The organism is Jannaschia sp. GRR-S6-38, from assembly GCF_029853695.1.
Taxonomy (GTDB): domain Bacteria; phylum Pseudomonadota; class Alphaproteobacteria; order Rhodobacterales; family Rhodobacteraceae; genus Jannaschia; species Jannaschia ovalis.
Genome location: NZ_CP122537.1, coordinates 977,870 through 990,301, shown reverse-complemented (window position 1 = coordinate 990,301; position 12,432 = coordinate 977,870). Strand labels below are relative to the sequence as shown.

Genomic DNA, 12,432 nt, shown 5'->3' with positions numbered 1-12,432 from the left:
GGTGATCTAGTCACCGAGCCGCGAAGCTCCGCCGTCAGCCCGCCGCGAAGCCCGTGATCAACTGGCGCAGTCCGAAGGCCGCGCCGAGGATGATCGAAGCGGCGGCCAGCGGCGCCGAGAAGGCGAGGACCGAGAAAGCGGACAAGCCCTGGCCCACCGTGCAGCCCAGCGCCAGCACCGCGCCCAGCCCCATCAGCGCCGCGCCCCCGATCTGGCGGCGCAGTTCGCGCGGATCCTCGCAGGCTTCCCAGCGGAAATGCCCCTTGACCAGGCTGCCCAGGAAGGCGCCGGTCAGCACGCCCGCGACCGAGCCCACGCCGAAATTGAGCGCCGTGCCGCTCGCCGTCATCAGCCACAGCATCGAGCCGCCCAGCGGCGCGGCGAAGGTGTGCGACGTGATCGGGGACGCCGCGAAGCCGGTCGCCGCGACCCAGCTCGTGCCCACCCAGGCGCTGGTGATGGCGACCGCGATGACGACGCCCCAGAAGATGCTGCGCCCGTTGCGAAGATAGCTCCGGCTCGACAGGGCCACGGCCAGGAGAAGCAGGCCGATCGCGATGCCCGGGATGGCGGGGGAGAGGCCGACCAAGTCGCCCAGTTCATGTGCGATGCCCTGGCTTCGCGGGGCGGGCGGCGTGGGAAACAGCGTCAGGCGGAGCCGCGCCAGGGGGCCCGACAGGATCGCCAGCGCCGACAATCCCATCACCAGCACGATCACGAAGGAGCGCAGGTCGCCGCCGCCCAGCCGCGCCAGCGCGCCGAAGCCGCAATTGCCCGCCATCGCCATGCCGTAGCCGAAGAGAAGGCCGCCGGTGACGACGGCCAGCGGCGAGAAGGCGGTGGAAAGGTAGATCGAGCTCTCGATCCCGGCCCAGCCCAGCGCCTGCGCCGCAAAGGTCAGGACGATCGCGCCGCCCAGTGCCACGCCCCACATCCGCGCCCGGTCCCAGGACCCGCCGTAGAGCGCGTCCTCGATCGCGCCGAGGCTGCAGAACCTGCCCATCCGCGCGGCGAGGCCCAGGAGAAGCCCGCCGAGGCATCCGATGAGCGCCATGGCCTGGCTCTCACCCATCCATTCCAAGATCATGGCCCATCCTCCCTCGGAGCGTCGGGCTCAGGGTCGTCCCCCCTCCGTGCCGTTCCGCCTGCAGAACAGGTCGTAGACGACATCCATGATCCGGGTCGCCCGGTCATCGGTCAAGGAGTAGAAGATCGTCTTGCCCTCGCGCCGCGGCTGGACCAGGCCTTCGAGCCGCAGGCGCCCGAGCTGCTGCGACACGGCGGCCTGCCGGGCCGAGAGCAGCTCTTCGAGTTCGGTGACCGATTTCTCGCCCGAGGCGAGGTGGCACAGGATCATCAACCGGCCCTCATGGCTGATCGCCTTGAGGAAGTTCGACGCGGCGGTGGCGTTCTCGACCATGCGGTCGAGATCGTCCTCGGTGGTTTCGGGGCCGAACACCGGCAGGGCCATGGAACGCGTCTCCTGCGTCGTGTGGGGCGGCGCGGGGTGCGGCGCCGCGGCGGCGGGGGCAGGCCTAACGTTCATCGCGCCATCCGTCCAGTTGGGGGGTCGTCTCGACCGCCTCATCTAGCATCCGGCCCAGAAGCGGCCAGAAGAAATCCTCGCCAGGATAGCCCTCGAGCCGGGCGAGCTCGCGGCCGTTCTCGACCAGCACGAAGGTCGGCGTGAAGGTCAGGCGTCCGTCCAGCGCCAGCCCCTCCGGAAGCGGGGCGTGGATATCGACGCGCCGTAGCGGCGCGGCGCGGCCCTCGGCGGTCTTGGGATATTCCGGCGCGACCTCCGCATTCCAGCGGGCGCACCAGATGCAGCCCTCCTCCTCGCCCATGATCAACTCGACCTGCGCCAGCGAGGGCAGGGGAAGAAGCCCGAAACAGGCCAGGCATGCGGCGCGGATCAGCGGTTGCATTTCATAATACATAAATTGAATATGTTTCGCGGGCAAGGGAAGGCTAACAGATGTTCGATGTCACCATTGCGGGGGCGGCCCTGGCGGGACTTCTGTCGTTCCTGTCGCCCTGCATCCTGCCGATGGTGCCTTTCTACCTGTCCTATCTCGCCGGCGGCTCGGTCCAGGCGCTGGAGGAGGGCGCGCTGCCCGCGGGCACGCGGCGCCGCGCGGTCCTGTCGGCGGTGGCCTTCGCGGCCGGGGTGGCCACGATCTTCATCGGGCTGGGCGCGACGGCCACGGCCTTCGGCCAGGTGGTGCGCGACTGGTTCGACGTGCTGCGCTGGATCGCGGTGGGGATCATCCTGCTGATGGGGCTGCATTTCCTGGGCGTGCTGCGGATCGGGCTGCTCTACCGCTCCTTCGGGCAAGGGGCGGCCGGCACCCCGTCGCAGGGCGGGATCGCGGCCGGCTACCTGATCGGGCTGGCCTTCGCCTTCGGCTGGACGCCCTGCGTCGGGCCGGTCCTGGCCGCGATCCTGTTCATGGCCGGCGCGCAGGAGAGCGTGACGCAGGGCATGACGCTGCTGGCGGCCTACGCGGTCGGCATGACGGCGCCCTTCGTGCTGGCGGCGGCCTTCGTGGGCCCGTTCATGCGCTGGATGCGCCGCTTCCGGCGGCACCTGCCCAAGATCGAGAAGATCATGGGCGGCGCATTGGTGGTCTTCGCGCTGCTGATCGCGACGAACTCGATGAACGTCATCGCCAACTGGATGCTGCAATTCTGGCCGGCCATCGGCTGACAAGGGAGGACGACATGAAACACTGGATCGCAACCATCGCGGCCTGTCTCGCCATTCCGGCGGGCGCGGCCGAACTGGGGGATGACGGCCTGCACAAGGCGCCCTGGATGGTCGAGACCTTCAAGGACCTACGCGAGGATCTCGGGGAGGCCGGGGCCGAGGGCAAGCGCCTCGTCGTCATCGTCGAGCAGCGCGGCTGCATCTACTGCACCCAGATGCACGAAGAGGTCTTCGTCGAGCCCGATATCGCGCGGATGCTGGGCGAGGATTTCTTCGTCGTGCAGATGAACATGTTCGGCGATGTCGAGGTGACCGACTTCGACGGCGAGACGCTGGCCGAGAAGGACGCGTCCCGGAAGTGGCGCCTGAACTTCACGCCGACGCTGCTCTTCTTTCCCGAGGACGTGCCCGAGGGCCTGACCGCCGAAGAGGCCGCGGTCGTGGCGGTTCCGGGCGCCTTCAGCGCCGGGATGACGCGCAACATGCTGAACTGGGTGCTGGAGAAGGGCTACGAGGGCGAGGAGCCCTTTCAAGCCTACCACGCCCGGAAGCTCGGCGGCGGGTGATTACATTTATGTATTCACAAGTATGCATTTGATCTTGCGCGGGCCGGGTCGGGTGTCCTAGCCTCGGAGTCGGAGGACGACCAATGGGAGGTTTCATGAGACGCTTTGCGTTGAGCATTGCGGCGTCGATGACGGCCGCGACGATGGCAATGGCCGAGGGCGTCGTGGCCCCCGCCGAAGTCGAATTCGACGAATACGGGGCGGTCACCGTCTCGCTGTCGGGTGCGCCGGGCGATGCGGAGAACGGCCGGCTGCTGATGAACAAGGGCTCGGGCAACTGCATTGCCTGCCATGCCGTGACCGACCTCGAGGAACTGGGCTTCCACGGCGAAATCGGCCCGCCGCTGGACGGCGTGGCCGATCGCTGGACCGAGGCCGACCTGCGCGGGATCGTGGCCAATGCCAAGGTGATGTTCGAGGGGACGATGATGCCGTCCTTCTACAAGACCACCGGCTATGTCCGCCCCGGCGACGCCTATACCGGCAAGGCCGCGGAAGGCGAACTCGCGCCGCTTCTGACGGCGCAGGAGGTCGAGGACGTGGTCGCCTATCTGATGACATTGAAGGAGAGCTGAGATGCAACTCACGCGACGTGACGCGCTGCTGCTGGGGGGCTCCGCCCTCGCGCTGACGGCGCTGCCGATGCCCGCCCTCGCCGCCACCGAAGGCGTCGATGCGGCGATCAACGCCTTCACCGGCGGGGCCGAAGTCGGCTCGGGCGGGATTTCCCTGACCGCGCCGGAAATCGCCGAGAACGGCAACACCGTCCCGATCGAGGTCTCCGCCCCGGGTGCCGCGTCGATCATGCTGCTCGCCGCCGGCAACCCGAACCCGGACGTGGGCACGTTCCATTTCGGCCCGCTGGCGGCCAGCCAGTTCGCGTCGACCCGCATTCGTCTGGCCGGCACGCAGGACGTCATCGCCATCGCCAAGATGGCGGATGGCAGCTTCGTGCAGGCGTCCCAGGAAGTGAAAGTCACCATCGGCGGCTGCGGCGGCTGAGGCTCAGGACAAAGGAGAAGACCATGGCAGAAGGCGTCAAACCCCGCGTCCGCGTCCCCAAGGAGGCGTCGGCCGGTGAAGCCATCCAGATCAAGACCCTGATCTCGCACCAGATGGAATCGGGTCAGCGCAAGGACAGCGACGGGAACGTCATCCCGCGGTCGATCATCAACCGGTTCACCGTCGATTTCGAGGGTGAGAACGTGATCGACGTGACGCTGGAACCCGCGATCTCGACCAACCCGTATTTCGAGTTCGAGGCCATCGTCCCCGCGTCGGGCACCTTCGTGTTCACGTGGTACGACGACGACGGCAGCGTCTACACCGAAGAAAAAGCCATCACGGTCTCCTGACCAGGGGCTCTGGGCCTTCCCGGGAGGAGGGGAGGCCGCGATCCCGGAAGGGGAGGGAGGAACGACATGAAGAAGATGATGCTATCCGCCGCGATGCTCGCCATGGGCGCGGGCGCCGGCTGGGCCGATCCCGACGAGGACACGCTCGTCATCAACGGCGAGATCGAGATCGTGACCGAGGTCGCGGCCCCGGCCCATCTCGAAGGCGTGATCGACACGATCTATTCCGGCTGGCGCTTCCGCTCGGACGAGACGCAGGCCGTTCAGATGGACGATTTCGACAATCCCGGCATGCTGGGCGTCGAGGCCGCGCTGGACGAGTGGAACGAGGTCGCGGGCACCGAGGGCGAGAGCTGCGCCTCCTGCCACGGCGACCCCGAGGAGATGGCGGGCGTCAGCGCGACCTATCCCAAGTGGGACGAGGCCGCGGGCGAGGTCCAGACGCTGACCATGCAGATGAACGAGTGCCGCACCGAGCGCATGGGCGCCGAGCCCTATGCCTACGACAAGGGCACGGCGGTGAACATGACGGCGCTGCTGACCTCGGTCAGCCGCGGCATGCCCATGAGCGTGGCGATCGACGGCCCGGCCGCCGAGACCTGGGAGCAGGGCAAGGACATCTACTACACCCGTTACGGCCAGCTGGAGCTGTCCTGTGCCAATTGCCACGAGGACAATTACGGCATGATGATCCGGGCCGACCATCTGAGTCAGGGCCAGATCAACGGCTTCCCGACCTACCGGCTGAAGAACACCAAGCTCAACGGCGTCCATTCTCGCTTCAAGGGCTGCATCCGCGATACCCGCGCCGCGACCTTCGATCCGGGCTCGCCCGAGCTGGTCGCGCTGGAACTCTACGTGGCGTCGCGCGCCAACGGCCTGTCGGTCGAAGGCCCCAGCGTCCGCAACTGACCGCGATGGGCCCGCCCGCCGGAAACGGCAGGCGGGCCTTTCTCTCCTCGCAGATATGCAAGACTGCGAATATGATTGGAGCCAGCCCATGATTTCACGGCGCGATTTCCTGCAGGCGGCGATGGCGGCATCGGCGATCTACGGCGGCAGCGCCTTCGGCAACTGGTCCCGGCTCGCCGCGCAGCAGGCGATGACGCAGGACGACCTGCTGTCCTTCGACAGCTCGGGCAACGTCACCCTGATCCACATCACCGACATCCACGCCCAGCTCGTGCCGGTCTGGTTCCGCGAGCCCGAGATCAACCTGGGCGTCGGCGCCGTGCAGGGCGAGCCGCCGCACCTGACCGGCCAGGATTTTCTGCGCCGCTATGGGATCGAGGCGAACTCGCCGCTGCAATACGCGCTGTCCTATCCCGATTTCGCGGCGCTCGCGCGCAGCTACGGCCGCATGGGCGGCGCCGACCGGATCGCCACCGTGGTCAAGGCCATCCGCGCCGAGCGCCCCGACGCGCTGCTGCTCGACGGCGGCGACACCTGGCAGGGCAGCCTGACCGCCCTACGCACCGAGGGCCGCGACATGGTCGACGTGTTCAACGCGCTGGGCACCGACGCGATGACCTCGCATTGGGAATTCACCCTCGGGATCGACCGCGTGACCGAGATCGTCGAGAACGAGCTGGGCCACCCCTTCCTCGGCGCCAATATCTTCGACGCCGAATGGGACGAGCCCGCCTACGAACCCTACAAGATGTTCGAGCGCGGCGGCGCGCAGATCGCCGTGATCGGCCAGGCCTTCCCCTACATGCCGATCGCCAATCCCGGCTACATGTTCCCGGGCCTCAGCTTCGGCGTCCGCGAGGAGCGGATGGCCGAGGTCGTGACCGAGGCCCGCGCCGCCGGCGCCGAGGCGGTGGTCGTGCTGTCGCATAACGGCTTCGACGTGGACCGGAAGATGGCCGCCAACGTGCCGGGCATCGACGTGATCCTGACTGGCCACACGCATGACGCGCTGCCCGAGCCGGTGTTGGTGGGCCGGACGCATCTGATCGCCAGCGGCAGCCACGGCAAGTTCGTCAGCCGCCTCGATCTCGACGTGCAGGGCGGCGAGGTGAAATCCGTCGCCCACAAGCTGATCCCGATCTTCGCGGACGTGATCGCGCCCGATCCGGAAATGACGGCGCTGGTCGAAGGCCACCGCGCGCCCTTCCAGGCCGAGCTTTCCGAGGTGCTGGGCCAGACCGAGTCGCTTCTCTACCGGCGGGGGAATTTCAACGGCACCTGGGACGACCTGATCTGCCAGGCGCTCCTGGAGGAGCGCGAGGCCGATATCGCGCTGTCGCCGGGCTTCCGCTGGGGCGCCTCGGTGCTGCCGGGGCAGGACATCACCCGCGAGGACCTGATGAACGCCACCGCCATGTCCTATCCCGAGGCCTACCGCACCGAGATGACGGGCGAGATGCTGCACACGATCATGGAGGACGTGGCCGACAACCTGTTCCACCCCGATCCCTACTACCAGCAGGGCGGCGACATGGTCCGCGTGGGCGGCATGGGCTACCGCATCGACATCACCCGGCCGCAGGGCAGCCGCATCACCGAGATGACGCTGCTCAAGACCGGCGAGGCCATCGACCCGGCGCGAACCTACGTCGTCGCCGGCTGGGCCAGCGTGAATCCCGAGGTCGAGGGCCCGCCCATCTGGGACGTGGTCGAAAGTCACATCAAGCGACAGGGCACCGTGTCCGTTTCCCCGAACGACAGCGTGCGCGTCGTCACCGGCTGACATCAGGAGGACGATCATGATCAGATCCATCGCAACCGCCGCCGCCCTGGCCGCCGGCCTCGCCACCTCCGCCCTGGCCGAGGGCGAGGTCCACCGCGTCGCCATCCATGTCGACGAGAACGACCCACAGGTCATGAACATGGCGCTGAACAACGTCGCCAACGTGCAGGCCCATTACGAGAGCATCGGCGACGAGGTCATCGTCGAGGTCGTCGCCTACGGCCCCGGTCTCAACATGTTCGTCGCGGGCAAGAGCCCGGTCGAGGACCGGATTTCGGCCATGGCGCTCGAGATGGACAATCTCAGCTTCGCCGCCTGCGGCAACACCCACCGCAACATGAGCGCCAAGGCCGGGGCCGAGGTGCCGCTGATCTCCGAAGCCGGCATCGTGCCCTCCGGCGTGGTGCGGCTGATCGAACTGCAGGAAGAGGGATACGCCTATGTCCGCCCGTGACAGCAAGACCCGCGCCGCGGGTCCCACCCGCCGTGCGCTTCTGGGCGCGATGGCCGCCGGGGGCGCCGCCGCCGCGGCGGGCGTCGCCCGCGCCGCCGGCGATCCCGCGATCACCGAGATCCAGCCCTGGATGCAGCAGCTGGGCGAGGGCGTCGACGCGCGTCCCTACGGCATGCCCTCGCCCTTCGAGGCGCATGTCAAACGCCGCAACGTCGAGTGGCTGACCGCCGATCCGGTCTCCTCGGTCAACTTCACGCCGCTGCACGAGCTGGACGGCATCATCACGCCCAATGGGCTCTGCTTCGAGCGCCACCATGCCGGCATCGCCGAGGTGGATCCCGCGCAGCACCGCCTGATGATCAACGGGCTGGTGGATCGCGAGCTGGTCTTCACCATGGAGGATCTCAAGCGCTTCCCGCGGCACAACAAGGTCTATTTCCTCGAATGCGCGGCCAATTCCGGGATGGAATGGCGCGGCGCACAGCTCAATGGCTGCCAGTTCACCCACGGCATGATCCACAACGTCATGTATACCGGCGTGATGCTACGCGACGTGCTGGCCTCGGCCGGGGTAAGGCCCACGGGCAAATGGATCCTGCCCGAGGGCGCCGACGCCTCCGGCATGACCCGCTCGATCCCGATCGAGAAGGCGCTCGACGATTGCATGATCGCCTTCAAGATGAACGGCGAGGCGCTGCGACCCGAGCAGGGCTATCCCGTCCGCCTGGTCGTGCCCGGCTGGGAAGGCAACATGTGGGTCAAGTGGCTGCGCCGGATCGAGGTCGGCGACCAGCCCTGGCATCACCGCGAGGAGACGTCGAAATACACCGACCTCCTGGCGGACGGCCAGGCCCGCCGCTTCACCTGGGCGATGGACGCCAAGTCGGTCATCACCAACCCGTCGCCGCAGGCACCGCTGACCCACGGGCCCGGCCCGACGGTCCTGACCGGCGTTGCCTGGTCGGGCCGCGGCACGATCCCGCGCGTGGACGTGACGCTCGATGGCGGCAAGAACTGGCACATGGCGCGGATGGATGGGCCCAGCCTCGAAAAGTCCATGCACCGCTTCTATTTCGAGTTCGACTGGGACGGGACGCCGCTCCTGCTGCAGAGCCGCGCGCACGACTCGACCGGCTACGTCCAGCCCACCAAGAACCAGCTGCGCGCGGTTCGGGGCGAGAATTCCATCTACCACAACAACGGCATCCAGACCTGGCATGTCGACGAGCGCGGGGAGGCCGAGAATGTCGAAATTGGCTAAGATGCTGGTGCCCGCCCTGGCCGGCACCGCCGCGCTGGTCGGCGTCGCCTATGTCGGTGCCAACAGGATCGCGCCGCCGCTCGTGCCCTATCAGGCGCCGGTGCCGGTCGCCGAGACCCAGCCCGAGGCGTCCGACGCGGCGGTCGAGGCGATGGTGGCCGAGGTCAAGGCCCCGCCCGTGCCCGCCGACGGCACCGCCCGGATCGTCCAGGCTGCGGCCCCCGCACCCGAGGCCGCGCCCGAACCCGTGGTCCTGGACCTCGGCCGGCCCGCGCTCCCCGAGGAGGTCGCCGCCTGGGACATCGACATCCGCCCCGACGGCGCGGGTCTGCCCGAGGGCTCTGGCGACGTCTGGACCGGCGAGGAGCTCTATGTCGACAATTGCGCCGTCTGCCACGGCGATTTCGGCGAGGCGATCGGCCGCTGGCCGGTGCTGGCGGGTGGGCAGGGCACGCTGACCCGCGACCGCCCGGTCAAGACGATCGGCAGCTACTGGCCCTATCTCTCGACCGTCTACGACTACGTCCACCGCGCCATGCCCTTCGGCAACGCCCAGTCGCTCAGCGATGACGAGGTCTACGCGATCACGGCCTACCTGCTCTATCTCAACGACCTCGTGGACGATGACTTCGTCCTCGACCGCGAGACCCTGGCGGGCTTCGAGATGCCCAACCAGGACGCCTTCTACATGGATGACCGGGCCGAGACGGAATATCTCGAATTCATCGGCGAGCCCTGCATGGAGAATTGCCGCGAGACGGTCGAGATCACGGCGCGCGCCGCCGTCGTCGACGTCACTCCCGAGGACGAGGCCGCGCGCATCGCCCGCGAAGCCGCGGCCACCGGCACCGATAGCGGCGTGACCGAGGCCGATGCCGCGGTCGAGGTCGCCGCCGCCGCGGCCGAGGCGGTCACCGAAGACGGCGCCACGCCGCTTGCCGCCACCGCCACCGAGGACGGGCCGGACCCCGAGCTCGTCGCGGCGGGCGAGGCCGTGTTCAAGAAATGCGCCTCCTGTCACCAAGTCGGCGAGGGCGCGCGCAACCGCACCGGCCCGGCGCTCAACGGCATCGTCGGCCATCCGGTCGGCGCGATCGAGGGCTTCCGCTACTCGAACGCGCTCAAGACGCTGGCCGATGCCGGCACCGTCTGGGACGCGAACGAGCTCGCCGCCTTCCTCGCCGCACCCCGCGACTACGCGCCCGGCACCAAGATGTCCTTCCGGGGCCTGACCTCGCAGGAGGATCTGGACGCGGTGATCGCCTATCTGGGGACCTTCGAGGAATGATCCGCGCCGCGCCCCCGATCCTGGCCGTCCTCGCGGCGGCGGGCGCCGCCCCGATCGCGGCGGCCGACGGGGACGTGGCATATGGCGAATACCTCGCCGCGGAATGCACCACTTGCCACCTTCTCGGCGCGGAGGCCGCGGAGGGCGGCGTGCCGCTGATCACCGGGTGGGACGAGGAGGCGTTCATCCTGACGCTTCGGGAGTTCAAGACCGGCTCGCGCCTGCACGGACCGATGCAGATGATCGCCGCCCGCCTGGGCGACGAGGAGATGGCGGCGCTGGCCGCCTATTTCGCGGCGCAGGAGTGAGGCGTCGCGCGGACATGTCTCGGGAGGGAAGATCATGATGAAGAGAAGATCGGTACTCGGCGGGCTGGCCGCGACCGGCGGCCTGCTCAGCGCGCCCGCGGTCATGGCCGAAGGCCACGGCAAGCCCCGCGTCGTCGTCATCGGCGGCGGCTCCGGCGGCGCCACGGCCGCGCGCTACATCGCCAAGGATTCGGACGGCGCCATCGACGTCACGCTGGTCGAGCCCTCGCGCACCTATTTCACCTGCTATTTCTCGAATCTCTATCTCGGCGGCTTCCAGGAGATGGGCGACCTCGGCCACACCTACGGCACGCTGGCCGCCGCCCATGGCATCAACGTCATCCACGACTGGGCCATCGACGTGGACCGCGACGCGAAGACCGTCACGCTGGCCGGGGGCACGGCGCTGCCCTACGACAAGCTGATCCTGTCGCCCGGCATCGACTTCGTCGCGGACGCGGTGCCCGGCTGGGACGTGTCGCAGCAGAACATGATGCCCCATGCCTACAAGGCCGGCAGCCAGACCGAGCTTCTGAAGGCGCAGCTCGGGCGGATGCGCGAAGGCGGCACCTTCGCCATGGTCGCCCCGCCCAACCCCTATCGCTGCCCGCCCGGACCTTACGAGCGCGTGTCGATGGTGGCCCACATGCTGAAGGCGCAGAACCCCACGGCCAAGATTCTGATCGCCGACCCGAAGGAGAGCTTCTCCAAGCAGGCCCTCTTCGAGGAGGGGTGGCAGACCCATTATCCCGGCATGATCGAGCGGATCGGCCCCGATTTCGGCGGCGAGAACGTGTCGGTCGATCCGGCGGCGATGACCGTCGATATCGACGGCTCCGTCGAGCAGGTCGATGTCTGCAACGTCATCCCCGCGATGAAGGCCGGGCGCATCGCCGATCTGGCCGGCGTGACTGACGGGCGCTGGGCCCCGGTCAACGCGGCCGACATGTCGTCGAAGACGGATCCGGATGTGCACGTGCTGGGCGACGCCGCGCAGCAGGGCGACATGCCGAAATCCGGCTTCTCGGCCAACAGCCAGGCCAAGGTCTGCGCCAATGCCGTGCGCGGCGCGCTGACCGGAAGCCGGGTCTTCCCGGCGCGGTTCGCCAACACGTGCTGGTCTTTGATCTCGGACAATGACGGCGTGAAGGTCGGTGCGACATATGAAGCGACGCCCGAGAAGATCGCCAAGGTCGACGGCTTCGTCAGCCAGACCGGCGAGGACTCGGCCATCCGCAAGGCGACCTACGAGGAATCGCTGGGTTGGTACGCGGGCATCGTCGCCGACATGTTCGGCGCCTGATCCGAGATCGCGGTTCCCGCTCTGCGGGGGCCGCCCAACGAGACGAGGAGGACGACCATGATCCGCCATCTGCTGACAGCCGGCGCCATCACCCTGACCGCCGCCGCCGCGACCGCCCAGGAGGCGGCCACCGTCCCCTTCGACGGCGAAGTCGAGGACGCCGCCTTCGCGGTCGAGACTGCCATCGTGAACCAGGGCCTCGTCATCGATTTCACCAGCCATGTGGGCGAAATGATGGCCCGGACCGGTGCCGATCTGGGCCTCGGGCCTTCGCCCGTGGGCGACGACGCGCAGGTCTTCGTCTTCTGCTCGGCCACCGTCAGCCGCGAGGTGATGGAGGCCGACCCGATGAACGTCTCGCACTGTCCCTACGGCATCTTCGTAGCCCGGATCGACGGCGAGACGCTGGTCGGCCGGCGGGTCTATGCGGATCCGAGCATGGCGCCGGTGAACGCGCTTCTGGAAGGCATCATCGCCGAGGCCGTGGAGTAG

General features: G+C 68.3%; 16 protein-coding genes. 13 read left to right on the top strand and 3 right to left on the bottom strand.

Going from position 1 to position 12,432, the window contains the following annotated elements:
• Positions 1 to 34: 34 nt before the first annotated feature.
• The 3 genes from P8627_RS05080 to P8627_RS05070 all read right to left on the bottom strand — a co-directional run bounded on the left by P8627_RS05080 (position 35) and on the right by P8627_RS05070 (position 1,928).
• On the bottom strand, positions 35 to 1,084 hold the full coding sequence (locus tag P8627_RS05080) for a YeeE/YedE family protein (protein ID WP_407932975.1): 1,050 nt from the start codon (positions 1,082 to 1,084) through the stop codon (positions 35 to 37).
• A gap of 30 nt (positions 1,085 to 1,114) precedes the next feature.
• The gene (locus P8627_RS05075) at positions 1,115 to 1,471 is read right to left on the bottom strand and encodes an ArsR/SmtB family transcription factor (RefSeq protein WP_279966561.1); all 357 of its coding nucleotides are present in this window, start codon (positions 1,469 to 1,471) and stop codon (positions 1,115 to 1,117) included.
• A 64-nt stretch (positions 1,472 to 1,535) separates the two neighbouring features.
• On the bottom strand, positions 1,536 to 1,928 hold the full coding sequence (locus P8627_RS05070; RefSeq protein ID WP_279966560.1) for a hypothetical protein: 393 nt from the start codon (positions 1,926 to 1,928) through the stop codon (positions 1,536 to 1,538).
• Between the two features lie 50 nt (positions 1,929 to 1,978).
• Between P8627_RS05070 and P8627_RS05065 the strand changes: the two genes are divergently transcribed.
• From P8627_RS05065 to P8627_RS05005, 13 genes are all read left to right on the top strand, one after another.
• Positions 1,979 to 2,710: a cytochrome c biogenesis CcdA family protein gene (locus P8627_RS05065; protein ID WP_279966559.1), complete on the top strand. Its 732-nt coding sequence runs from the start codon at positions 1,979 to 1,981 to the stop codon at positions 2,708 to 2,710.
• Positions 2,711 to 2,724: 14 nt separating this feature from the next.
• Positions 2,725 to 3,276: a thioredoxin family protein gene (locus P8627_RS05060; protein WP_279966558.1), complete on the top strand. Its 552-nt coding sequence runs from the start codon at positions 2,725 to 2,727 to the stop codon at positions 3,274 to 3,276.
• 95 nt (positions 3,277 to 3,371) lie between these two features.
• Positions 3,372 to 3,851 (top strand): sulfur oxidation c-type cytochrome SoxX, encoded by a 480-nt coding sequence (gene soxX, locus P8627_RS05055; RefSeq protein ID WP_279966557.1) that lies wholly within the window; start codon positions 3,372 to 3,374, stop codon positions 3,849 to 3,851.
• Between the two features lies 1 nt (position 3,852).
• Positions 3,853 to 4,278 carry a thiosulfate oxidation carrier protein SoxY gene (gene soxY / locus P8627_RS05050; protein WP_279966556.1) on the top strand — a complete coding sequence of 142 codons (426 nt, stop codon included), beginning with the start codon at positions 3,853 to 3,855 and terminating at the stop codon, positions 4,276 to 4,278.
• Positions 4,279 to 4,301: 23 nt separating this feature from the next.
• The gene (gene soxZ / locus P8627_RS05045; protein ID WP_279966555.1) at positions 4,302 to 4,631 is read left to right on the top strand and encodes a thiosulfate oxidation carrier complex protein SoxZ; all 330 of its coding nucleotides are present in this window, start codon (positions 4,302 to 4,304) and stop codon (positions 4,629 to 4,631) included.
• A gap of 66 nt (positions 4,632 to 4,697) precedes the next feature.
• Positions 4,698 to 5,543 carry a sulfur oxidation c-type cytochrome SoxA gene (gene soxA, locus P8627_RS05040; RefSeq protein ID WP_279966553.1) on the top strand — a complete coding sequence of 282 codons (846 nt, stop codon included), beginning with the start codon at positions 4,698 to 4,700 and terminating at the stop codon, positions 5,541 to 5,543.
• An 88-nt stretch (positions 5,544 to 5,631) separates the two neighbouring features.
• Positions 5,632 to 7,326, top strand: a complete 1,695-nt coding sequence (gene soxB, locus P8627_RS05035) for a thiosulfohydrolase SoxB (RefSeq protein ID WP_279966551.1) — start codon at positions 5,632 to 5,634, stop codon at positions 7,324 to 7,326.
• Positions 7,327 to 7,342: 16 nt separating this feature from the next.
• A complete protein-coding gene (locus P8627_RS05030) occupies positions 7,343 to 7,780 on the top strand; it encodes a DsrE family protein (protein ID WP_279966550.1) in 438 nt (145 codons plus the stop codon).
• Positions 7,767 to 9,041: a sulfite dehydrogenase gene (gene soxC, locus P8627_RS05025; RefSeq protein ID WP_279966549.1), complete on the top strand. Its 1,275-nt coding sequence runs from the start codon at positions 7,767 to 7,769 to the stop codon at positions 9,039 to 9,041. The genes P8627_RS05030 and soxC overlap by 14 nt, the downstream gene beginning before the upstream one ends.
• Complete coding sequence (locus P8627_RS05020; RefSeq protein WP_279966548.1) at positions 9,025 to 10,329, top strand: c-type cytochrome; 1,305 nt, start codon at positions 9,025 to 9,027, stop codon at positions 10,327 to 10,329. Before soxC ends, P8627_RS05020 begins: the two co-directional genes overlap by 17 nt.
• Positions 10,326 to 10,637 (top strand): c-type cytochrome, encoded by a 312-nt coding sequence (locus P8627_RS05015; protein ID WP_279966547.1) that lies wholly within the window; start codon positions 10,326 to 10,328, stop codon positions 10,635 to 10,637. The genes P8627_RS05020 and P8627_RS05015 overlap by 4 nt, the downstream gene beginning before the upstream one ends.
• Before the next feature lie 37 nt (positions 10,638 to 10,674).
• Complete coding sequence (locus P8627_RS05010) at positions 10,675 to 11,940, top strand: FCSD flavin-binding domain-containing protein (protein WP_407932974.1); 1,266 nt, start codon at positions 10,675 to 10,677, stop codon at positions 11,938 to 11,940.
• A gap of 57 nt (positions 11,941 to 11,997) precedes the next feature.
• Complete coding sequence (locus P8627_RS05005; protein ID WP_279966544.1) at positions 11,998 to 12,432, top strand: DUF302 domain-containing protein; 435 nt, start codon at positions 11,998 to 12,000, stop codon at positions 12,430 to 12,432.